At 43.2% G+C, this 19,758-nt stretch carries 23 protein-coding genes; 9 read left to right on the plus strand and 14 right to left on the minus strand.

Annotated features, from left to right (window positions below):
- Positions 1 to 6 precede the first annotated feature (6 nt).
- On the plus strand, positions 7 to 609 hold the full coding sequence (locus ICN34_RS01735; RefSeq protein WP_216120482.1) for a nitroreductase family protein: 603 nt from the start codon (positions 7 to 9) through the stop codon (positions 607 to 609).
- A gap of 108 nt (positions 610 to 717) precedes the next feature.
- On the opposite strand, the gene ICN34_RS01740 is transcribed toward ICN34_RS01735, so the two are convergent.
- The 6 genes from ICN34_RS01740 to egtD all read right to left on the minus strand — a co-directional run bounded on the left by ICN34_RS01740 (position 718) and on the right by egtD (position 6,673).
- Positions 718 to 1,485 (minus strand): ABC transporter permease, encoded by a 768-nt coding sequence (locus tag ICN34_RS01740; protein ID WP_072583949.1) that lies wholly within the window; start codon positions 1,483 to 1,485, stop codon positions 718 to 720.
- Positions 1,475 to 2,416 carry an ABC transporter ATP-binding protein gene (locus ICN34_RS01745; protein WP_216120484.1) on the minus strand — a complete coding sequence of 314 codons (942 nt, stop codon included), beginning with the start codon at positions 2,414 to 2,416 and terminating at the stop codon, positions 1,475 to 1,477. The genes ICN34_RS01740 and ICN34_RS01745 overlap by 11 nt, the downstream gene beginning before the upstream one ends.
- Before the next feature lie 292 nt (positions 2,417 to 2,708).
- Positions 2,709 to 3,365 (minus strand): DsbA family oxidoreductase, encoded by a 657-nt coding sequence (locus ICN34_RS01750; protein WP_216120486.1) that lies wholly within the window; start codon positions 3,363 to 3,365, stop codon positions 2,709 to 2,711.
- 6 nt (positions 3,366 to 3,371) lie between these two features.
- A complete protein-coding gene (locus ICN34_RS01755) occupies positions 3,372 to 4,508 on the minus strand; it encodes a MalY/PatB family protein (RefSeq protein WP_216120488.1) in 1,137 nt (378 codons plus the stop codon).
- Positions 4,498 to 5,736, minus strand: coding sequence for an ergothioneine biosynthesis protein EgtB (gene egtB / locus ICN34_RS01760; protein ID WP_216120490.1), 1,239 nt, complete (start codon positions 5,734 to 5,736; stop codon positions 4,498 to 4,500). Before egtB ends, ICN34_RS01755 begins: the two co-directional genes overlap by 11 nt.
- Complete coding sequence (gene egtD / locus ICN34_RS01765; RefSeq protein ID WP_216120492.1) at positions 5,726 to 6,673, minus strand: L-histidine N(alpha)-methyltransferase; 948 nt, start codon at positions 6,671 to 6,673, stop codon at positions 5,726 to 5,728. The genes egtB and egtD overlap by 11 nt, the downstream gene beginning before the upstream one ends.
- Before the next feature lie 95 nt (positions 6,674 to 6,768).
- Between egtD and ICN34_RS01770 the strand changes: the two genes are divergently transcribed.
- Entirely contained in the window at positions 6,769 to 7,050 is a 282-nt protein-coding gene (locus tag ICN34_RS01770; RefSeq protein WP_072583942.1) for a DUF427 domain-containing protein, read from the plus strand.
- A 54-nt stretch (positions 7,051 to 7,104) separates the two neighbouring features.
- On the opposite strand, the gene ICN34_RS01775 is transcribed toward ICN34_RS01770, so the two are convergent.
- Positions 7,105 to 7,800 carry an SDR family NAD(P)-dependent oxidoreductase gene (locus ICN34_RS01775; protein ID WP_216120494.1) on the minus strand — a complete coding sequence of 232 codons (696 nt, stop codon included), beginning with the start codon at positions 7,798 to 7,800 and terminating at the stop codon, positions 7,105 to 7,107.
- 158 nt (positions 7,801 to 7,958) lie between these two features.
- Between ICN34_RS01775 and ICN34_RS01780 the strand changes: the two genes are divergently transcribed.
- Positions 7,959 to 8,645, plus strand: coding sequence for a cupin domain-containing protein (locus ICN34_RS01780; protein WP_072583940.1), 687 nt, complete (start codon positions 7,959 to 7,961; stop codon positions 8,643 to 8,645).
- A 36-nt stretch (positions 8,646 to 8,681) separates the two neighbouring features.
- Here ICN34_RS01780 and ICN34_RS01785 read toward each other — a convergent pair whose 3' ends face one another.
- The 3 genes from ICN34_RS01785 to ICN34_RS01795 are packed head-to-tail and all read right to left on the minus strand — an operon-like array spanning position 8,682 to position 10,708.
- Positions 8,682 to 9,068, minus strand: a complete 387-nt coding sequence (locus tag ICN34_RS01785) for a dihydroneopterin aldolase (RefSeq protein WP_072583939.1) — start codon at positions 9,066 to 9,068, stop codon at positions 8,682 to 8,684.
- A 10-nt stretch (positions 9,069 to 9,078) separates the two neighbouring features.
- Complete coding sequence (locus tag ICN34_RS01790; protein ID WP_370623944.1) at positions 9,079 to 10,059, minus strand: NAD(P)/FAD-dependent oxidoreductase; 981 nt, start codon at positions 10,057 to 10,059, stop codon at positions 9,079 to 9,081.
- A 19-nt stretch (positions 10,060 to 10,078) separates the two neighbouring features.
- Entirely contained in the window at positions 10,079 to 10,708 is a 630-nt protein-coding gene (locus ICN34_RS01795) for an alpha-ketoglutarate-dependent dioxygenase AlkB (protein ID WP_216120498.1), read from the minus strand.
- 80 nt (positions 10,709 to 10,788) lie between these two features.
- On the opposite strand from ICN34_RS01795, the gene ICN34_RS01800 reads away from it, so the two are divergent.
- Positions 10,789 to 10,968: a hypothetical protein gene (locus ICN34_RS01800; RefSeq protein ID WP_072583936.1), complete on the plus strand. Its 180-nt coding sequence runs from the start codon at positions 10,789 to 10,791 to the stop codon at positions 10,966 to 10,968.
- A 12-nt stretch (positions 10,969 to 10,980) separates the two neighbouring features.
- Here the strand turns inward: ICN34_RS01800 and ICN34_RS01805 are convergent, their stop codons facing one another.
- From ICN34_RS01805 to ICN34_RS01815, 3 genes are read right to left on the minus strand one after another with little or no spacing between them, the layout of a single operon-like run.
- On the minus strand, positions 10,981 to 11,358 hold the full coding sequence (locus ICN34_RS01805) for a DUF4149 domain-containing protein (protein WP_072583935.1): 378 nt from the start codon (positions 11,356 to 11,358) through the stop codon (positions 10,981 to 10,983).
- An 18-nt stretch (positions 11,359 to 11,376) separates the two neighbouring features.
- Positions 11,377 to 12,237, minus strand: coding sequence for an oxygenase MpaB family protein (locus ICN34_RS01810; RefSeq protein ID WP_072583934.1), 861 nt, complete (start codon positions 12,235 to 12,237; stop codon positions 11,377 to 11,379).
- Between the two features lie 4 nt (positions 12,238 to 12,241).
- A complete protein-coding gene (locus ICN34_RS01815) occupies positions 12,242 to 12,883 on the minus strand; it encodes an LON peptidase substrate-binding domain-containing protein (protein ID WP_216120500.1) in 642 nt (213 codons plus the stop codon).
- 315 nt (positions 12,884 to 13,198) lie between these two features.
- Here ICN34_RS01815 and ICN34_RS01820 point away from each other — a divergent pair, with 315 nt between their 5' ends.
- Positions 13,199 to 13,627 (plus strand): DUF2244 domain-containing protein, encoded by a 429-nt coding sequence (locus ICN34_RS01820; protein ID WP_216120502.1) that lies wholly within the window; start codon positions 13,199 to 13,201, stop codon positions 13,625 to 13,627.
- On the opposite strand, the gene ICN34_RS01825 is transcribed toward ICN34_RS01820, so the two are convergent.
- Positions 13,619 to 14,110, minus strand: a complete 492-nt coding sequence (locus ICN34_RS01825) for a hypothetical protein (RefSeq protein WP_072583931.1) — start codon at positions 14,108 to 14,110, stop codon at positions 13,619 to 13,621. The two genes, ICN34_RS01820 and ICN34_RS01825, sit on opposite strands and share 9 nt — an antisense overlap.
- A 75-nt stretch (positions 14,111 to 14,185) precedes the next feature.
- Here ICN34_RS01825 and ICN34_RS01830 point away from each other — a divergent pair, with 75 nt between their 5' ends.
- From ICN34_RS01830 to ICN34_RS01845, 4 genes are all read left to right on the plus strand, one after another.
- Positions 14,186 to 14,788 (plus strand): Rrf2 family transcriptional regulator, encoded by a 603-nt coding sequence (locus tag ICN34_RS01830; RefSeq protein WP_255538550.1) that lies wholly within the window; start codon positions 14,186 to 14,188, stop codon positions 14,786 to 14,788.
- A 20-nt stretch (positions 14,789 to 14,808) separates the two neighbouring features.
- Entirely contained in the window at positions 14,809 to 16,212 is a 1,404-nt protein-coding gene (locus tag ICN34_RS01835; protein ID WP_216120504.1) for an exonuclease domain-containing protein, read from the plus strand.
- Positions 16,209 to 17,462 carry a DASH family cryptochrome gene (locus ICN34_RS01840; protein ID WP_216120506.1) on the plus strand — a complete coding sequence of 418 codons (1,254 nt, stop codon included), beginning with the start codon at positions 16,209 to 16,211 and terminating at the stop codon, positions 17,460 to 17,462. Before ICN34_RS01835 ends, ICN34_RS01840 begins: the two co-directional genes overlap by 4 nt.
- An 81-nt stretch (positions 17,463 to 17,543) precedes the next feature.
- Complete coding sequence (locus ICN34_RS01845; protein WP_216120509.1) at positions 17,544 to 19,745, plus strand: OsmC domain/YcaO domain-containing protein; 2,202 nt, start codon at positions 17,544 to 17,546, stop codon at positions 19,743 to 19,745.
- Positions 19,746 to 19,758 lie beyond the last annotated feature (13 nt).

Here is a 19,758-nt window from a genome sequence, read left to right on the forward strand (position 1 = left end):
AAAAATATGAATACATTTGATGCAATCCGCGAACGTAGAGCTGTTAAGCACTTTGACCCAAGCCATGAATTTACTAAGCAAGAGACTGACCAGCTGTTAGATCTCGCTATGCAAGCGCCATCCTCATTCAATATCCAACACTGGCGTTTGGTAAATGTTACAGACAAGGCTTTAAGAGCAGAACTGCGAGAGGCCGCTCATAATCAAGCTCAAGTAACTGATGGATCTCTATTATTTGTAGTGACTGTTGATATCAAGGCATGGGAAAAAGATCCTGCTCGATATTGGGTAAATGCGCCTAAAGAAGCGCAAGATATTTTAGTTCCTTGGATTCATCCTTTTTACTCTGGAAAAGAGCAGCTACAAAGAGATGAAGCAATGCGCTCTGCTGGCATCATGTTACAAACTATGATGCTATCTGCTAAGGCTATGGGCTATGACTCATGCCCAATGGTGGGCTTTGATTTTGATAAGGTGGCAGAGCTGATTCATTTACCTAAAGACTATGCCATTGCTGCTATGTTGGTCGTTGGTAAGGGTGTTAAACCAGCATGGCCAAAGCCAGGATTCATCCCTAAATCAGAGATGATCATTGAAAACCATTTTTAAATTTAGGCGCTTTCAAAATAGAGCGCCTAGTTCTAAGTTCAAGTCCTGATCAACCCACCAAAAAAGCAAACCCTCATCAGCAATGTTGAGGGTTTTGTCTTTTCCAGATTATTTCTTAAGACGGTAACCGGTTCTAAAGATCCAAATGACAACGGCAATTGATATTGCTAAAAAAGACATTGTCATTCCTAGGCTTACCCAAAGCGACACGTCCTCAATGCCATAAAAGCTCCAGCGAAAGCCACTAATGAGATATACAACTGGGTTGAGTAGGGCTACTTTTTGCCAGAAGGGTGGCAAAACAGAGATCGAATAAAAGCTTCCACCCAGGAAAGTCAGCGGTGTAATGATGAGTAGAGGTACCACTTGGAGTTTTTCAAAGCCATCTGCCCATATCCCAATGATGAAACCAATCATGCTGAAAGTGATTGACGTGATCACCAAATAAAATAGCATCCATAAAGGATGGTCTATTTGCAGTGGTACAAAAAAAGTAGCAGTAGCCAGAATGATTAAGCCCAAAATAATCGATTTACTTGCTGCAGCACCAACGTAGCCCATCACAATCTCCAGTGGGGATATCGGCGCAGAGAGGATCTCATAAATGGTTCCGCTAAATTTAGGAAAGTAGATTCCAAATGAGGCATTAGAAATACTTTGTGTGAGCAGTGAAAGCATGATTAGGCCAGGCACGATAAATGCCCCATAGGAGATCCCCTCCATCTGGGTCATGCGTGAACCAATCGCAGAACCAAATACAATAAAGTACAAGGATGTCGAGATAACAGGAGCAATAATGCTTTGCATTAACGTGCGCCGTGTTCTTGCCATCTCAAATTTATAAATAGACCGTACACCATGGTAATTAAGCTTCATGGGTATCTTCCTCTGAGTTAACGAGATTTACAAAGATTTCTTCTAATGAACTCTGTTTTGTATGGAGGTCCTTAAAGATAATGCCTAGGCTTGTGATCTTTTGAAGTAGCTGTGCAATATCAATATCTTCGTCTTTGGAGTCAAAGCGATAAGTAAGCTCATATTTATCTTCTGAAAGACTTAGACTCGGTAAATCCAACTCCCTCGGCAGGCTCTGGAGCGGGCTTTGTAGTTGAAGGGTTAACTCCTTTTTACCCAATTTATTCATGAGGGCTAATTTGTCGTCCACCATGATGAGCTCGCCGCTACGAATAATGCCAATGCGGTCTGCCATGTCTTCAGCCTCTTCAATATAGTGAGTCGTGAGAATGACGGTAGTGCCGTTGTCTTTTAGAATTTTGACCAAATTCCACATATCTTTTCTGAGGCTGACATCCACTCCAGCAGTGGGCTCGTCCAGAAAAAGAATGCTGGGTTCATGGGAGAGTGCTTTTGCAATCATCACTCGGCGCTTCATACCACCAGATAGTGTCATGATCTTGTTATGACGTTTATCCCATAGGGACAAGTCTTTCAGAATCCTTTCAATGAAGGCCGGATTAGGCGCTTTCCCATACAAGCCCCGACTAAATGTTACGGTATTCCAAACAGTTTCAAAAGAGTCGGTAGCGAGCTCTTGAGGTACGAGGCCAATTAACTCTCTAGCCTCGCGGTAATCGCCAATGATATCTTTACCATCTACTAAAATCAGACCGCTGCTGGGGCTCACGATTCCGCAAATAATGCTGATGAGAGTGGTTTTTCCTGCACCATTTTGTCCAAGCAGAGCAAAGATCTCACCTTTGGATATTTCTAAATTAATGTCTTTTAGGGCCTGGAAGCCAGACTGATAAATCTTATTGAGATGGGAAATAGAGAGGATGTTAGTCATAAGCGCTAATGATATTAGAAATCAAGCCACTGTAAAAAATCTTAATCAGTAGCTTGAAAGGGGATGCTTAAGGTGTTCAGAGTACTTGTAGTCGAACGCTGAATTTGGAGGCGGAAACCTGGAATCGAACCAAGGTAGTGAGATTTGCAATCTCATGCATATGCAGGCATTGAAATATGTTTACAGTGCCGCAAAAGCCTATATTTCTGGAACAAGACCTGAGCCTGATAAAGAGCAGCATAGCAAGGTAGTTCTTAAGCAAGGCAAGTGATTTATCGCAGATAGTTTATTTTCAAGTTTTCTGAATTAGCTGCTCAAATGCATTGATGAATGACTCAGGAGGCTGTGCACCTTGCAAAAGGTATTGATCATTAAGGATGATGGAGGGTACAGAGCTGATTCCTGCATTCGTATAGACTGCCTCTTCTGCTCTCACTTCACCTTCGAATTCATCTCCATCTAGAATTGCCTGCGCCTTTTCAGGGTCTAAGCCAGCACGATTTACTGCATCTAATAGATTTTTCTGATCATCTAAATTAACCGCAAGGCAGAAGTAGGTTTTAAATAATTCTGCTTTTAATGCAGCTTGTTTTTTCAAGTCATATTCTTTGGCCGCCCAATATAAAAGGCGATGAGAATCAAAGGTGTTGTAAACCCGTTTGCGACCCTCTGGATGAAACTCAAATCCAGCCTCTAATGCCTTAGTTCTAATGTTGGCTTGATTAACTTTGACTTGGTCTACTGTTAACCCATACTTTTCCGTAAGATGCTCAATGGCATCTTGACCGCCCTGGGGCATATTTGGATTAAGCTCAAATGGACGGAAGTGCACTTCAAAATCCACCTTATCCTTTAGCTCTTCCATTGCCTGGTTAAGATTACCAAGACCAACAGCACACCAAGGGCAGGCGATATCGGATACAAAGTCTATTTTAATAATTGGTTTCATCTGTTTTTATGAGCAGGTCTTTTGAATAATATCTAAAGCGTCATTTAATCGACTTCTTTGTGTTCCAAAGTTGAGCCTCACAAATTGATCTCTACCAAATTGACTACCTGGTGAAGTGGCTAAGCCAGCATCTAGTAGGAGTTGATAGGGGTTTTGGTTCTTAAGTTCAGTGCAATCAATCCAGGCCAAATAGCTGCCTTCCATTTTATCTAGGCTTAATCCAGAAATGCTGCCAATTCTTTCTTGAATCAAAGCCCGATTCTTTCTCAAGTATTCAATCAAGGCTTTTCTCCAAGGTTCACCTTCCTTCATTGCTGCCATTGTTGCTGTATAGGCTAGCAAAGAGGGCGGAGCAATGGTTCTATGAAGGTCAACCTGCATTGCATTACGTAAGACTGGGTTTTCTGCAATTGCCCAAGCGAGGCCGATGCCAGGGAAGTTAAAGGTCTTATTTAAGGACATTAAGGTAACAGTCTTCTCTGAAATTTCTTTACTAATACTAGCGAGGGGGATGTGTTTTCTGTCCTCAGCCAGCACAAGACCTGCATGAATCTCATCCGAACAAATCCATAAATCATTCTGAACGCAAAAATTACCAAATTCTTTTAGCTCATCCCTGGTAAATACAGTAGAGCCTGGATTTTGGGGGTTGCAAAATAAGGCCAATTTAGTCTTAGCACTAATAATTTCCAAAAACTGATCACTCGGTAAAACCCATCGACCCTCTTTTAATGCCAGTGGCATTTCTTGAAGTAATCTATTGGCAGTGGTGCAAGCAAGACGTAGATGATGGTAGACAGGATTGGGAACGAGAACGCCATCATCTTTGTTGGTGAGTTGCTGGACGGCTGTATAAAGTCCAGAAACAACACTAGGTAGGATCACAATCCAATCGGGATCTATGGTCCATTGGTATTGTTCTTGCAAATAGTCTGCAATCATCCTGTTCATTTGATTGGGGCTATGGGTATAGCCATAAATTCCTTGTTGCACTCTCTCGTTTAGCGCTTGAATCACGCAGGGCGGGGATTTAAAATCCATATCCGCCACCCATAAAGGAAGCACCTCTTTGCTGTGGGCAATATCCCAGCGAATAGAGTCCGTCTTTAATCGATCGGTAGGGGTATCAAAATCAAATGCCATCTTTAGCAAGCCTTAAGCCCGTCATTTGCCAACGTGCATGTGTTGGAAAAAAATTACGATACGTAATTCTTGAGTGCCCTGCAGGTGTGTAAGTAGAGCTACCTTTGAGTACCATCTGGTTGACCATAAATTTACCGTTGTATTCGCCTGCAATGCCACCCCAGGGCTGATAGCCAGGATAGGGGGTGTAGTTACTGCTAGTCCATTGCCAGGCTTTGCCAAATAGATCATCGATAGACTCAAAATGCGATTGTGCAAATACCTCCCATTCAAATTCAGTGGGTAGACGAGCTCCAGCAAAGCCAGCGAGATTTTGGCTGGCCCAGCGCGCAAAAGCATCTGCTTCAAAATAGCTGATATTTGATACTGGTGCGTGTGGATTAAGTGGTGTATTGCCATTCAGCGAAAAGCGCAACATCTGATTTTGACTATCTTTATTCCAATACAGTGGAGCAGTAATCTTTTCCGCCTTAAGCCATGCCCATCCTGCATCTAACCACCATTGAAAATTATCATAGCCACCAGCCTCAATAAATTGAAGCCACTCTAAATTACTCACGAGTCGACTGCCAATCGAATGGATTTGATTTAGCGCGGAATGTTGTGGGCCTTCGTTATCGAAATGAAAACTGTTCCCTTTGTGGCCAACTTGAACTAGCCCACTGGCACCCTCTATCCATTCAAATGGCTTCTCTACTGAGGAGAGCTCGTTGTTTTTAGGGGTGTAGATTGGCCAAAGTGAGTTGTTAGAAAAAAGATGGTGAATGTCTGTTAATAGCAACTCTTGATGTTGCTGTTCATGGTTGATTCCAAGCTGTATTAGCCAAAGCAGCTCTTCAGAACAATTTTCTTTTAAGAGAGTCTGAACTCGATCTTCAATATTTTTACGCCATTCTAGTACTTGCTGGAGAGAGGGGCGTGTTAATAGGCCGCGCTTACTACGTGGATGCTTATCTCCGACCCCGTTGTAATAGCTATTAAATAAAACAGCGAATTCAGGATTCCAAAAAGAAAAGTTCTTTTCAAAAGCTCTCAGAACCATTACTTCATAAAACCAAGTGACGTGTGCTAAATGCCACTTAGCGGGACTCGCATCCTCCATGGATTGTGCTTGGCAGTCTTCTGCGCTCAAATTCGCAATGAGATCTACAGAATACTTTCTTGAGCTATAGAATTGCTCTAGTAGCCCATCTGCTGAGGGTATTTGATACGAGGTGTTATTTAGCATAAATCACCGCGAAATAGTTTTTGGGATCAGTCCAGATTTGTGTAGTTTCAAAACCAGCACTCATCAGTAATTGCTTGATAGATTCAATAGTGTACTTGTGTGAATTCTCTGTGTGAATCAACTCACCTTTTTTAAATTCCCTGGATTTTCCTGGCCATGAAACTATTACGTTCTCGAGCGCTTCCAAATAAAGCTCAACCCTATTTTCTGCATGATTTACTTTGGCTACATGTCTGAATTGTTCTACCTTGAAATTAGAGTTCAGATGCGAGTTGGTCGACCGGAGAATATTAAGGTTGAAAGCAGCCGTTACTTTTAGAGGGTCATCATATGCTGTCATCAGCACTGCATCCTCTTTCATCAAGTCCACGCCAATTAACAAGCCGCCATCATTGGCTTGATTCTTGATTTGACTGAGCAAATGAAGTGCTTCTGATGGGAGGAAATTTCCAAGGCTAGAGCCTGGATAAAAGAAAGTCCTTTTAGTCGGTGCAATGGAGTCGGGAATGATAAGTTGCTTGGAAAAATCCATACCAATGCATTGCATCAGAATATGCGGATATTTTCCCGCAAGCTTATTTAATGCATCTTGCAAATACTCGACCGAAAAATCAATCGCCAGATAGTTCGAGGGCTTAAGAGATTCAAAAAAAGATTCTGCTTTTTGGCAATTTCCAGCGCCTAAATCAATTAGGGTGCCACCAATACCCACCGCTTGTGAAATTTGATCTTTGTATTGAGAAAAAATATTTTTTTCAGTATTGGTTGGGTAGTACTCTGGCAATAGAGTAATGGCAGTAAAGAGGTGTGACCCTAAGGGGTCGTATAAAAACTTTGGAGAAATAGAGGCGTTCTCAGCCAGTAAGCCCAACTCTATCTCAGGAATAAAATCATGATCAATTGTGGCGGAATTTGTTGAAGAAGTCGGTATTTGCATGAATTTTTGATGACAGATTAAACATTAAAGTCGTCAATCTTTATACAGCATAAAGTTGATATTTGCTTTATGCTAAATCTTCACAAGGAGATGGTATGAAGGCTATTTGGAATAACGAAGTTTTGGGGGATTCAAATGCAACTATTGTGGTGGAGGGCAATCATTACTTTCCACCTGCTAGCTTAAATATGCAGTTTTTTAAGAAGTCAGAAAAACATACTGTGTGCTCTTGGAAGGGCACCGCTAGTTACTATGACGTAGAGGTCAACGGTCAATCAAACAAAGATGCTGCATGGTATTACCCTGAACCTAAATCAGCTGCAAATAATATTGCTGGGTATATTGCATTTTGGAAGGGTGTTCAAGTTACTGAGTAATTTTCAGTTGCCTATAGGTGTTGTAGCGAGATGAATCTAGACGGGCTCTAATTGCTACCAAGGCAGTTTTTCTCCTGAGTAAGTCAGAAAGCTGCCTGAATCTTCCTTATTTACATTCGCAAGTACGTTGAACATATCAGTCACAGCCTCTAAGGGATCTCTGCCGATTTGTTGGCCACGAAAAGGCTGTGACAATCCAGATTTCACGGTGCCGGGGTGGAGAGCAATCAAAGCAATATTGGGTTTGGTTCTTGCAAATTCGATAGAGGCTGTTTTGATGATCATGTTGAGCGCGGCTTTTGAAGCTCTATAGCTATACCAACCACCCAGTCGATTATCTTCAATACTGCCCACTTTAGCAGAGAGGGTTGCCATAACTCCATGCTTTTGGTCCAGGACTTTTGAGAAATGCTTGATTGTTAGGGCTGGACCAATGGTGTTTGTATTGAACATCTCGGCCAGTTGAGCTGAATTTAAATCATCTAATTTCTTTTCAGGCATCCATTGTTCCGAGTGCAAGACACCAATAGCATTAATGATTAGTTGAAATGGCCCCAACTCAGCCAGACTGCTTGCGGAGGCTTCAATAGTTTCAGGTTGAGAGTAGTCAATTGCATGATCAGAATTTCGATGAATGCCAATTACTCTGGAGCAAGATGTATCACTCTCCAATAGTTTTACAAAATGGGAGCCAATAGTCCCCGATGCTCCGATGACAAGTGCGCTAAATGGATTGGGAAGTATGCTCATGAAACCCTTTTAAACCGATAATCAATAACTAAGTGCAGTGTATTCATGAGACTGTAGCGTAGTTTGTATTAGAGGGTATGCACCCCTTTTTCTCCTTTAAGCGCCTATCCCATTAGCTTGCTATGCTTAGGGATGTTTGCATATATAAAATATACCAAGTGAATATCAATTCTGATTACAGCCAACGAGTCGTCATTAACCATCATGATTTGCCTTGGATCCCTAGTTCTGAGCCAGGGGTTGAGCGGCGCATACTTGACCGTATAGGCGATGAGGTGGCAAAAGCGACTTCTATCGTGCGCTATCAGCCTGGCACCCAATTTAAAACCCACACCCATGAATTTGGTGAGGAGATCTTGGTTTTAGATGGGGTGTTTAGCGATGAGACAGGTGACTATCCTGCTGGTACTTACCTCATGAATCCCCCGGGATCTTCTCATGCGCCATTTAGCAAGTCTGGCTGTACTCTGTTTGTGAAGTTGCGGCATCTTGGTCCAGATCAGGTGGTGCGAGAGGTAATCGATACCAAAACTACACCTTGGTACCAGGGCATGGTTCCTGGGCTAAATGTGATGCCACTCATGCAGCAAGGTAGCGGTTCAACCTTAGTGCGTTGGGCGCCTCAAACGTATTTCAATCCGCATGAGCATTACGGCGGCGAAGAAATCTTTGTGGTGGATGGGGTGTTTGAAGATGAGCATGGGCGCTATCCTGCCGGCTCTTGGATCAGGAGCCCTCACATGAGTCTGCATCAACCGTTTAGCAAAGAGGGCTGCACTATCTTTGTGAAAACTGGGCATCTTTTGGATAGTGGTGATGGCAAGCAAGGCGCCTCCTATCGCTGATAAATACTGCAGCAGTAATTTATCAATAAATAAGATTTAGCTTCTTAATTGCAATAAAGCTTCCTCATCAAGACTTAGTCTAACGCCAAGCGAGCCCGAGTTATTGTGAACGGGAGATTTTCTAAGGCCGATATCTAGCGATTGAATCTCAGGATAATTGGCGCAAGCTTCAACGATTCTGCTCATCAGTCTTTCTTGAGTTTCATAATGACAATTACTAGCTAGCCTCGTAATCTCAAGTACAAGAGGGTCGTAATCAAAGACATTACTCATCTTGTCCTCGGAAATAAACACGAGATTCGAGTCAATCCAAAGCGTGAGATCCAATAAATGACTATGAGGGATGATGTCATCGGTTTTGTATGTACCAATCTGGGTTTGGAGTTTTAGATCTCGTAATTCAATAGATGCTTCGCAGGTCATGATGTAATCCTTATGTGTTTAATGCTGCTGAAATATGGATTGCACTTGCTAATTGATAGCCACTTAACCAGGCCCCTTCTACTCTGCCACCATTGAGCCAATCCCCACAAAGGCTGAGCTTATTATCTTCATGCAGAATAAATCCCATTTCTGTATTGATTGCTCCGCTTGCGTAACGCCAGCGATGAATGGAAATTTCAGCATTCTGACAATTGAGTCCAAGCTTCTTTACCGACTCTAGAATTAACTTGCCAGCATCCTCTCTATCTAACTCAATCCTTTGCTGACTCCATAGGGGGGTGGCATGTATTGTCCAGGTCTCTTGGCCAGTACGTCCAGGCTTGGAATGATTTCGAGAGATCCAACTAATGATTTCATTATTAATGAAGGCAGCATCAAAGGGCATATGCATTTTTTCTGAGAAGCGTGCCATCACTGTCCAACAGCCTTGCATTTTTACACTAGAGCAAACTGCTTCAATGGAGTGATCTACCAATTTAGCAAGAGTGCGGCTCTGAGGTGCAGGTATTGCCAATACTAGGTAATCAAAAGATTGGGTAATATCGCCATTCTCTAGGCTATGAAGAAACCATTTCTCATCTTGCTGGTAAATCTTATCGATAGTCTGATTAAACTCAATCGAGATGGTTTTAGCTAAATATTGACCGGGTGCGTTCATGGCGGGAATGCCCACATAGCGATGCTTAGTGGAATTACTCTCTCGCCATTGCCCACCCTCATATACGGATAAGCGTGGATTCCAGTTGGCGGCTACTCCTGCCTTAATCCAAGTATTGAGTGCCTCAATAAACACTGGATCTCTTGCTGTGAAATATTGAGCTCCATGGTCCGCAGACCAACCTTCTCCATGACGAGTACTCATCCGACCGCTTGGCCCACGACTCTTTTCATAAACCTGAACTTGAAAGCCAAGCGTTTGCAATCTAGTGGCACAGCTAAGGCCTGCTAAGCCTGCGCCTATGATAGCCACAGTGACTTTTGATTTGGACTCACTTGGCATGAGTATTGATTTTTCTAAAAGTTAAATTCATGCGTATATCCGACACCTTTTTAGTTTTCAGCAAAGCGTGCTGCCAATACTTTTGAGTGGGCGGATGCATGATGAGTGCGCTCCCGCTCTCCAAAAAAAGAGAGATTGTGCCTTTGTCTTTTTTATGGCGAAAGGCAAATTTACGTTGAGCCCCAAGGCTAAGTGAAGCAATCGGAGATGCGGGATCGAGTTCTTCTTCATCATCACTGTGCCAGCCCATACCATCATCTCCATCATGGTAGAAATTCAGTAGGCAAGAATTAAACTCGGTTTGTGATATTTCTTCTAGCCTCTCTTTAATCAGGACGAGTTCAGATGTCCAGGCTTGTGGAATCTTTTTTACCCCAGAGTAGGTATAGTTGCACAGAGGATCAGCAACCCAAGCAACTTTACGCCGAGTGGTCACCAACTTTCCAAACATCATGAGTTGTTCTGCTTCCCATTTGAGGGAGTTCTGAAGTTGGCCCATCATTGCCTTGCAGTCATGTTCAGTAAGGACCTTGGGATAGTAGCGAGCGCCCCCATCCTTTGGCAAAATATTCGCAGCTGAGTCGCCGAGGGGGGATTCAAATAAAGTGCTTTGCATCATTTACTGGTTGCAAGATCAAGCGCTAGTTTCATAAAAACTCTAGAATAGCCCTAATTTCAATTTCTTGATTAGGCTAATGTATGAAGACCCCAGACAAGCGTTGCTGTGGCTCAGGCGTATGCATCATTAATGATGCAGGTGAGTGTTGGTGTGGGCAAGTTTGGGATGGCGAAAAAATGTCTGCCCCTAGTTTGAGCTTGCCAATTAAGCAAGATGCGGTTAAGGAATCGGATCCAAGCAAGTTGAAGCCTGAATCTTAGCCACCAATCTATTTATGACGTTTTGACCAAAAGATAAATAAAAGCAATCAACTGAAATAAGTTGATAGCAACGCTTGCACCATGCAATAAATGAAAGTGACGACTTTTGCCCTGATCTTTGGCCTCATTAATTTTTCCAGTCAGGTAGAAGAGGGTAAAGGCAAATAGTAGTGCGCAGATCGCCAATAAAATCTTGCTATCTCCATCAGCCACGGTAAAAATGCAGGCAGTGGTAATCAGGCCTAGGCAAGCATAGTACTTGGGAAAGAAGTTGCGAACATACTTGCCAGACCATTCAGTGGGTAGCACCTTAAAAACAGTTGGGGCTACAACGATAGTAAAGAAAAGCATGATGCCAACCATAGCCGATATCAGGTAATTAGTGATCATGACGTCTTCCCAAATAAATTATCCATAAACTCTACGGAGCGAGTGGGCGGCCACCCCATCCTTAAGGGCCTCGCGAATCGGTACTGAAATTAAATCGACACTCTTTTTCACTGCTAAGCGCTCAATCAGGCTAGGAGTTGGCCTTTTGATAAATGGGTAGACCCAATCCGGCAGGTTTAGATAGCCGGCACGAGTAATGAGTTTGATAAAGGGCTTTGCAGCAAGCTTACTAGGAAAGTTCTCGAGCAAATCGAGGATACTTTTTGCGCGTTCTCCAAAGTAAAGCTCAGGAATATAGTGTTGAATTGCACTATCTGTTTTAGCATAGGTGACGGGCAAATTATGGGCGCCCATTCTTTCGCCTAGGGATTTCATTTCAACAAAGTATTGATCCTTGTCTTGTGAGCTCAGCTTTTCTTTTCTATAGTCTTCAAAAGCCTGCATAAAGCTATGCGTTTCTGTGAGATGAACCCAGGCTAGTAGGTGTGGATCGGTAGCCGAATATGGTTTTCCGAATTCATCAAAGCCATTAATCTTTGCATGAATCTGATTAACCCTTTCAATAATTTTTTCTGCCATCTCATTTGATCCATAGGTGGTAGCGGCAATGAAGAAAGCCGTTCTACCGAGCCTACCTTTAAGGTCCTCTCTAAAGCTAGAGTGATCCCATACTCCTGCTAAGGCTTGTGGATGAAGAGCTTGCATGATCAGCGAGCTAATGCCGCCAATCATCATTGAAATAAAGTCCGCATGAACTTTCCAGGCAATAGATTCCGGGCCAAAGAGGCCGCGATCGCCTGCTGGCGTTAGAAAGGCAACCGGGGGCCCACCACCGCCCACCATTTCACGAATCGTTTTGCGAATAAGCTCATCAAGCATGGATTTAGTGCAGCATGAGATTGCTTAAGCCATCGTCTTCAATAATTTCCGTAACTAGGTCAAGTCTGATTCTGGGATTAGTTTGGGCTAGTAGATGGTTCTTTTGGGCCAAGGAGATGGGTAACAGTTCTGCAAGGCGATTAGACACCCAGCCGCAGTCATCTGTTTTGAAGGGTTTCTTAAACGGGGATTCTTCTAATAAATCTTCACTTTGAATCACTGAAATAATTTCATTCAATAGTTTCACAACCTTTTGATGTTCTTCAGGGATAGGGGTAACGGGATCATTCGCTAGAAGCTCAATTTCACCAATCCACAGACCATTAGCCTCTTGTTGGCTATGAAGAAGCTTAAAGCGCTGCGTTCCAGATGACTTAGTCATATACAAGGCGGGTTGAATAGGGTCAAAATCTTCAATAAGAGCCAGAGTTCCGATTTGGGAAAAAACCAGGGGCGAATCTTCTTTGGAGTCCTTGTCTTTCATGATGCTAACAACGCCAAATTCTGTTTTTTCACGCAAGCATGTCTTAATCATGTCGAGGTAGCGTGCCTCAAAGATCTTGAGGGCAATTACGCCGTCCGGAAATAGTACGGTTCCCAACGGGAATAGCGGTATTTTTCGAGTGGTGGAGTCTAAATTAGTCATGTAATCAATGTAATGGATTTGAATAATTTTTGCTGACGCGAATCTCGCGGTAAATACCCCCCAGTTTTAATCTGCGCTCAGCAATAAATGCATTTTCCGTTTACATTTGAGGTTCACCAATAAGAGGTAAAAATGATCCAAAAACTTCGTGTCAAACTCGCTCGCTGGATTCTGGGTAAGCATTGCCCTTGTTATCAAATGGGATATCACTCGATGGTAGATTTTCAACAAAGAAGCGCGGATCAATTGGCGAAATCTCAAGAGCGTAGCAAAAGCCAATAAGCTCTCACTATTCATTTCCAGAACTACATCAATATGAAGCGCTGGCAAATGCGCAGAAACTGCGCACTGACTCCCAGGCAGCTCCTCAAGTTCTATATTGTCCTGGTTTGTCTCTCCCTAACAGTTGCAACTGGGTTTTTTTTGGCAGGCGTTTGGGTCATTCCCATTTTTACAGCTTTGGAGCTTTGTGCGGTAACGCTCGGATTTCTAATTTACTGTAGACATGCGTTAGATTGTGAAACGATTGAGATTGATGACAAACGTCTTCTGGTCAAAAAATTCATTGGCTACAAAGAGACTGTGTATGAGCTGAATACGCAGTGGGCCAAAATTGAATTGCCATCGGAAGGCTCGAAAGTCTTTCACATCAGCCAATCAAGCCTACGTATAGAGCTGGGTCAGTTTCTAAGACCAGAGCAGCAGATACCCTTGATTGCTGCGGTTCGAGCTCACCTAGGTTGATTTTGAGTCAACCAAACGCCATGCCACCAAAATACTAGCAATGATCTGCGTAAGTAGCAGCATCAGGGTCAAGATATTCAAAACCTGAAAGTAATTAGCAAACGGCGAGAGCATGACTGGCGTGCCGTCTAATAATGCCGTTTCACGCAAGTAATCCATGCGAGGTATGAGAAGAAAGCTAACCACTGCAACTGCCATCATCATTATTAGTAAAGGAAGGCGGATATTCTTAAGTGGAAACAAACCCCTTTTAATGAGAACGTTGGCAATACTTAAGATTGCGAACGCACATCCTAAAAAGTAATTGGAAAGATGCTGAACTACTATGTGCGCCACCATACCTGCGGCTTGTGAATCACTAATTAATAAATAAGCCGCTAGACAGCTAATGGCTTGAGAAATGAATCCGCCAGCCAGAATACAAGCGAGAAAGCGCAGTAGCCGATAGGCTTGGGGGTGCTGGGGTCTAATTATTTCAACCATAAGTTAGATAGGGTTAATTAATGCGCTGCAGCACACTTTTGGGATCAGTTTCATACTAGATCCAATCTAACTTTTATGTCGAAAGCCCCTATGGAAGTCACTAAAGCAGTCAGGGTAGCTCTCAATACCCTCGTAGATATTGCAAGCCATTCAGCAAATGGGCAGCTTGTCCCTGCGCCAGAGATAGCAAAAAGACAACATATATCAGTCAGTCGTATCGAACTTTTGCTGCGCCCACTAAGGGAGTCGGGTCTTGTGACTGCAGTTAGAGGTCGGGCAGGCGGGTATCAACTTTCAAAGGATCCTAGAATTATTACCATCAAGGATATCGTTCTAGCAATGAACCTAATTAAGAAGAAAAAAGTGGAGGTATCGGATATTGCTAAAGAGCTCTATCAATCACTTGAAACCTATATGATGAGCTGCATTTCTAATGTGACTCTCGCCTCTGCTATCAAAGACTGCATTCCACGCTTTAGCGAAGTAAAGACTGCGCCAGAGCGAAAGCAATACTTACCAATAGAAAAGCAAGCTACCCCTAGTCTCGAAAAAAAGAAAAAAGGCGAAACTCAAAAGGTTGTTAAAACAAGCTTTAAAAAAGTTGAGGATGTGCCTCGCGGGCCAAACTCTATTTTTAGTTTTGCTGACTATCTGAATAGAGTTTCATCTGCAAGCTAAATGGAATTAACGGTTCTAGCGTGAACAGTCAGCGTGGCCCTTACCCAGATTTAGCTTTTGTAGATATTGAAACCACAGGGTCTCATTTCGATCGTGACCGCATTACTGAAATTGGAATTAAAACCCTAGCGGGTAATCAGGTTCAGATGTGGGAAAAGTTGATTGATCCTCAAACCTATATCCCACAAAATATTCAAAGACTGACTGGCATTTCTCCATCAATGGTCCAAGGGCGGCCTTGTTTTTCTGAGTTGGCTGAAGATTTAAAAAAAGAGCTTGAGGGAAAAATATTTGTCGCTCATAACGCTCGCTTTGATTATGGTTTTATCAAGGCCTCTTTTAAGAGGGTTGGCATTGACTTTAAGCCTAAAGTTTTATGTACCGTAAAGCTATCTCGATTACTTTTCCCAGATCAGCCACGTCATAACCTCGACACCATCATTAGTACGCATGGACTGAAGGTAAGTGCTAGACATCGTGCACTAGGGGATGCTGATTTATTGCTTCAATTTTGGCGTGTGTGTGAGTCAAAGTTTGGGCAAGAAAAGTTAAATGAGGCGATAAACCAACTCATTGGCAATGCTAGTCTTCCCCCTAACATAGACCAGGGTGTAATTGACTCCATACCCGATGGCCCAGGTTGCTATATCTTTTATGGAGAAAATAAGACCCCTCTTTATATTGGCAAAAGTATTTCTTTGCGGAGCAGGGTGATGGGGCATTTTCAGGGTGCTTTAACGCAACGTAAAGAAATGAAACTTTCTTTGCAGGTTCGCGATATTGATTGGATCGAGACGAGTGGAGAGCTAGGCGCTTTAATTCTTGAGTCGAGATTGATAAAAGAGCGTATGCCTTCTCTGAATATTAAGCTACGTAGATCAAAGGATCTTTGTGCCTGGAGCTTAGAGGAGGATGTTAGTGGTGTTCTGACACCTTCTTTAGTAACTCATCATCATTTGGCTCCTGGTTTGCAAGATAATTTATACGGCTTGTTCTATAGCAAGCGAGAGGCGCATGCTTATTTAAAGGCATTGGCAAAAAAACACCATTTATGCGAAGCCTTGCTTGGCTTGGAGAAGCGTATTGAGGGTAAATCTTGCTTTGGCTATCAAGTAAAGCAATGCAGTGGAACCTGCATCAACATTACCCCTATCGCCTTACATAATTTGCAGTTAAAAACAGCCATGGACCTCTTTAAGGTTCAGGTTTGGCCATATTCTGGAGCCATTGCCATTAAAGAGGGTGGTGAGATGATTGTGGTCGATAAATGGTGCTATTTGGGTACTGCGATTAATCAGGATGAGCTTTATGAGTTGGCACAGTCGGGTGAAGTGGAGTTTGATCTCGACATCTATAAGATAGTCAAAAAGGCGCTATCGGGTGCCTATAGAAATCAAGTGATTCGGATTGGTGTAGATAAATGACAACTGCAATCTATTGGTTTAGAAATGATCTCCGTCTGGAAGATAACCCATCGTTTTTGCAGGCATGCAAGTCAGCGGATCATCTGCTACCAGTCTATATTCATCAGACCAACTTAGAGCAAGATACCGCATGGGGATTTCCGAGGATGGGGGAGCATCGTCGGGTATTTTTAGATCAAACCCTTCAGGAATTACGTGGTCAGCTACGAGAACTGGGATCGGACCTATATGAGGTCGCTGGTGATGTCTTGCATGTGTTTGAGAAATTGAAAAGTCAGATTCAAGCAGATCTTATTTATTGCGAGCAAATTCAGGCGCCTGAAGAATTAGAGCAAGTGGCGCTATTAAGTGCTGCTGGATTTAAGATTCATTCAAGATGGCAATCGAGTATGTTGGATGCTCACTCTCTACCATTTGCATTGGAAGAGATGCCAGATATCTTTACCCAATTCCGTCAGCAAGTAGAAAAGAGGGGCTTAAGATTTTCCGTCCCTGTCGATTCTCCCAAAAGCATACCTTCATTGCCTGCTATCGAAATACCCTCTATCAAAGCATTCAACAGCAACATTTCATCTAGTATCGGAAATTTTTTTGGTGGGGAGCAGAGTGCTCATATGCATATTCGGCAATATTTTGAGCGAGGCCTTCCTGATACTTACAAACAAACACGTAATGAGCTGATTGGTATGGACTACTCCAGCAAATTCTCTCCATGGCTGGCCCAGGGTTGTTGCTCTGCGGGCTGCATTGCAAAGCAATTAGCAGATTATGAATTTTGCTATGGGGCAAATGATGGAACCTACTGGCTTTGGTTTGAGCTGCTTTGGAGAGACTACTTCCGGTTTCTGCACTTTAAATATGGCAAAAGACTCTACAACTCCAAAGGTTTAAGTAGGGTGTCTAGCAATCAGTTTGATGGTGAAAATTTCTATCAATGGTCGTCTGGCGCTACCGGGGAGTCACTGATAGATGCTGGCATGCGTGAATTGAAAAAAACGGGCTATCTATCCAATCGTATGCGTCAAATTGTGGCGAGCTATTGGATTTATGATATGAAGGGTGATTGGCAAGCAGGTTCTGCTTGGTTTGAATATCAATTGATTGACTATGATGTTTATAGCAATCAAGGCAACTGGTTATATATTGCCGGCAAGGGCACTGATCCTAGAGGGGGTAGGCCTTTTAATGTGGCTAAGCAAACCCAAGATTATGATCGGGATGGCATATATCGCCAAATGTGGCTGACATAGCCTTTAAAGCCATTCCGCAGATGGTGTTGGGATGGATAATGATGCTCACAACATTTTTTTCGCTATTTTGGAAGCATCCCCATGGAAATCAAAGTCAACTTTCTCGATAAGCTTCGTTTAGAAGCAAAGTTCGATGACTTCACGGTTATTGCTGACCAGCCTATTCGATATAAGGGCGATGGATCTGCGCCAGGACCATTTGATTACTTCTTAGCTTCATCTGCTTTATGTGCAGCTTACTTTGTAAAGCTGTATTGCGAAACTCGGAATATTTCTACCGAGAATATTCGTCTCTCACAAAACAATATTGTCGACCCAGAAAATCGCTACAAACAAATCTTTAGAATTCAAGTTGAGCTGCCGGCCGATATTTCAGCAACGGATCGACAAGGTATTCTGCGCTCAATTGAGCGTTGTACGGTTAAGAAGGTGGTACAGGAAGGTCCCGAATTTGTTATTGAGCAGGTTGCCAATCTTGATGCTGATGCTCAGAGCCTACTGACTCTAAAGCCTGATGCTAGTGTTAGCACCCACATTCTGGGTAAAGATTTGCCCCTGGAGCAAACCATTGCCAATATGTCGGGTCTTTTGGCTAATCTGGGTATTAAGATCGAAATCGCTTCGTGGCGCAACCTGATTCCGAATGTATGGTCCTTGCATATTCGTGATGCGCATTCCCCGATGTGCTTTACCAATGGCAAAGGGGCAACCAAAGAAAGTGCTTTGGCTTCTGCTTTGGGTGAATATATCGAGCGCTTAAGTAATAACCATTTCTATGCTGGCGCTTACTGGGGCGAGGACATTGCTAATGCAGAGTTTGTGCATTACCCCAATGAGCGTTGGTTCAAGCCCGGCAAGAAAGATGCATTGCCCACTGAAATTCTGGATGAATATTGTCAAAATATTTATAACCCAGATGGAGAGCTAAAAGCTTCGCATCTAGTGGATACGAATTCCGGTAATGTAGAGCGCGGCATCTGTTCATTGCCCTATGTGCGGCAATCCGACGGCGAGACTGTGTATTTTCCATCCAACCTGATTGAGAATCTGTTCGTGAGTAATGGTATGAGCGCCGGCAATACCTTAGCCGAAGCCCAGGTGCAGTGCTTGTCAGAGATTTTTGAGCGAGCAGTAAAGCGTGAAATTCTGGAAAGCGAAATTGCATTGCCGGATGTGCCGCAGGAAGTGCTCGCGAAGTATCCCGGCATTCTGGCTGGCATTCAGAGTCTGGAGGAGCAGGGCTTCCCAGTATTAGTTAAAGATGCATCTCTAGGCGGCATCTATCCAGTGATGTGCGTTACCTTAATGAACCCAAGAACAGGTGGTGTCTTTGCCTCATTTGGCGCACATCCAAGTCTTGAAGTTGCTTTAGAGAGAAGTTTGACTGAGTTATTGCAAGGTCGAAGCTTAGAAGGTCTGAATGATTTGCCCCCACCTACCTTTGCCAGCGAGGCGGTGACTGAGCCTAATAATTTTGTTGAGCACTTCATTGATTCCAGCGGCATTGTGTCCTGGCGTTTCTTCAGCGCCAAATCAGATTATGAATTTGTAGAGTGGGACTTCTCTAGCAGGGGTGAGGATTCGAATATTAGAGAAGCTGAAACTCTGTTCGGTATTCTGAAAAAGATTGGCAAGGAGGCTTATGTAGCCGTCTATGATCAGCTGGGCGCAACAGCCTGCAGGATTTTAGTGCCAGGATATTCTGAGGTTTATCCGATCGAAGACTTGATTTGGGATAACACTAATAAATCTTTATTATTCCGCTCTGATATTTTGAACTTATCTCAACTTGACGATGCCAGTCTAGCGTCGCTACTGGACCGCCTTGAGAATAGCGAACTAGATGAGTATGGCGACATCGCCACATTAATTGGCATTGAGTTTGATGAGAATACCGTTTGGGGTCAACTTACTGTGTTGGAGTTAAAGTTGTTAATTCATCTTGCCATGAAGCAATTTGATGAAGCGCATGAACTGGTCGGTGCATTTCTTCAATACAACGACAATACAGTAGAGCGTAAATTGTTTTACCAGGCTCTAGATGCCGCCCTTGAAGTTTACCTAGATGATGAATTAGAGATGTCAGACTATGAATTGAACTTCCGCCGTATGTATGGTGACGCTAGGATGGATGCCGTTTTAGGTTCAATCGATGGCAGTGTTCGTTTCTATGGTTTAACGCCAACAAGTATGAAGTTAGAGGGGTTAGACAGGCATCATCGTTTGATCGATAGCTATCGGAAGCTACATAAGGCAAGAGCTAGTAGCGCTAAGTCTCAGTAAAACCCAACAAAGC

Source organism: Polynucleobacter sp. Tro8-14-1 (assembly GCF_018881655.1).
GTDB lineage: Bacteria > Pseudomonadota > Gammaproteobacteria > Burkholderiales > Burkholderiaceae > Polynucleobacter.

Excerpts from the sequence above, each read along its gene's own strand:
- ICN34_RS01800 (WP_072583936.1), top strand. The coding sequence starts at position 10,789 with ATGAAGACCCCAGACAAGCGTTGCTGTGGCTCAGGCGTATGCATCATT.
- ICN34_RS01740 (WP_072583949.1), bottom strand. The coding sequence starts at position 1,485 with ATGAAGCTTAATTACCATGGTGTACGGTCTATTTATAAATTTGAGATG.
- ICN34_RS01785 (WP_072583939.1), bottom strand. The coding sequence starts at position 9,068 with ATGACCTGCGAAGCATCTATTGAATTACGAGATCTAAAACTCCAAACC.
- ICN34_RS01815 (WP_216120500.1), bottom strand. The coding sequence starts at position 12,883 with ATGACTAATTTAGACTCCACCACTCGAAAAATACCGCTATTCCCGTTG.
- ICN34_RS01745 (WP_216120484.1), bottom strand. The coding sequence starts at position 2,416 with ATGACTAACATCCTCTCTATTTCCCATCTCAATAAGATTTATCAGTCT.
- egtD (WP_216120492.1), bottom strand. The coding sequence starts at position 6,673 with ATGCAAATACCGACTTCTTCAACAAATTCCGCCACAATTGATCATGAT.
- egtB (WP_216120490.1), bottom strand. The coding sequence starts at position 5,736 with ATGCTAAATAACACCTCGTATCAAATACCCTCAGCAGATGGGCTACTA.
- ICN34_RS01775 (WP_216120494.1), bottom strand. The coding sequence starts at position 7,800 with ATGAGCATACTTCCCAATCCATTTAGCGCACTTGTCATCGGAGCATCG.
- ICN34_RS01830 (WP_255538550.1), top strand. The coding sequence starts at position 14,186 with ATGTCGAAAGCCCCTATGGAAGTCACTAAAGCAGTCAGGGTAGCTCTC.
- ICN34_RS01735 (WP_216120482.1), top strand. The coding sequence starts at position 7 with ATGAATACATTTGATGCAATCCGCGAACGTAGAGCTGTTAAGCACTTT.
- ICN34_RS01840 (WP_216120506.1), top strand. The coding sequence starts at position 16,209 with ATGACAACTGCAATCTATTGGTTTAGAAATGATCTCCGTCTGGAAGAT.
- ICN34_RS01810 (WP_072583934.1), bottom strand. The coding sequence starts at position 12,237 with ATGCTTGATGAGCTTATTCGCAAAACGATTCGTGAAATGGTGGGCGGT.
- ICN34_RS01825 (WP_072583931.1), bottom strand. The coding sequence starts at position 14,110 with ATGGTTGAAATAATTAGACCCCAGCACCCCCAAGCCTATCGGCTACTG.
- ICN34_RS01820 (WP_216120502.1), top strand. The coding sequence starts at position 13,199 with ATGAAGCGCTGGCAAATGCGCAGAAACTGCGCACTGACTCCCAGGCAG.
- ICN34_RS01805 (WP_072583935.1), bottom strand. The coding sequence starts at position 11,358 with ATGATCACTAATTACCTGATATCGGCTATGGTTGGCATCATGCTTTTC.
- ICN34_RS01845 (WP_216120509.1), top strand. The coding sequence starts at position 17,544 with ATGGAAATCAAAGTCAACTTTCTCGATAAGCTTCGTTTAGAAGCAAAG.
- ICN34_RS01755 (WP_216120488.1), bottom strand. The coding sequence starts at position 4,508 with ATGGCATTTGATTTTGATACCCCTACCGATCGATTAAAGACGGACTCT.
- ICN34_RS01750 (WP_216120486.1), bottom strand. The coding sequence starts at position 3,365 with ATGAAACCAATTATTAAAATAGACTTTGTATCCGATATCGCCTGCCCT.
- ICN34_RS01795 (WP_216120498.1), bottom strand. The coding sequence starts at position 10,708 with ATGATGCAAAGCACTTTATTTGAATCCCCCCTCGGCGACTCAGCTGCG.
- ICN34_RS01770 (WP_072583942.1), top strand. The coding sequence starts at position 6,769 with ATGAAGGCTATTTGGAATAACGAAGTTTTGGGGGATTCAAATGCAACT.